The sequence below is a fragment of the Chromohalobacter sp. HP20-39 genome (assembly GCF_033052815.1).
In the GTDB taxonomy this organism is placed as follows: domain Bacteria; phylum Pseudomonadota; class Gammaproteobacteria; order Pseudomonadales; family Halomonadaceae; genus Chromohalobacter.
In genome coordinates, this window is sequence record NZ_JAWHTP010001264.1 from 1 (window position 1) to 229 (window position 229).

Consider the following 229-nt stretch of genomic DNA (forward strand, 5'->3'; position numbering starts at 1 on the left):
GCTGGCCCTGCTGTCCTGGCTGTCGTTGGTCGCGTGAACCGCAACCTAGCGTTGCTGGTGCTGGCCCAGGGCCTGCTGCTGACCAACAACATCTGCTTCATCGGCATCAACGGCCTTGTCGGCCTGGCGCTGGCGCCACGCCCCTGGATGGCGACGCTGCCGATCTGCGCCTATGTGGCCGGCGGCGCGCTGATGGCCCGTTGGGTGGGGCGCCACCAGCTCCGCTTCG

The 229-nt window shown here is 69.0% G+C and carries 1 pseudogene; it reads left to right on the top strand.

The window, feature by feature from the left end:
* Positions 1-33: 33 nt before the first annotated feature.
* Positions 34-229, top strand: a pseudogene (locus RVY79_RS21925) (hypothetical protein); the annotation flags it as partial.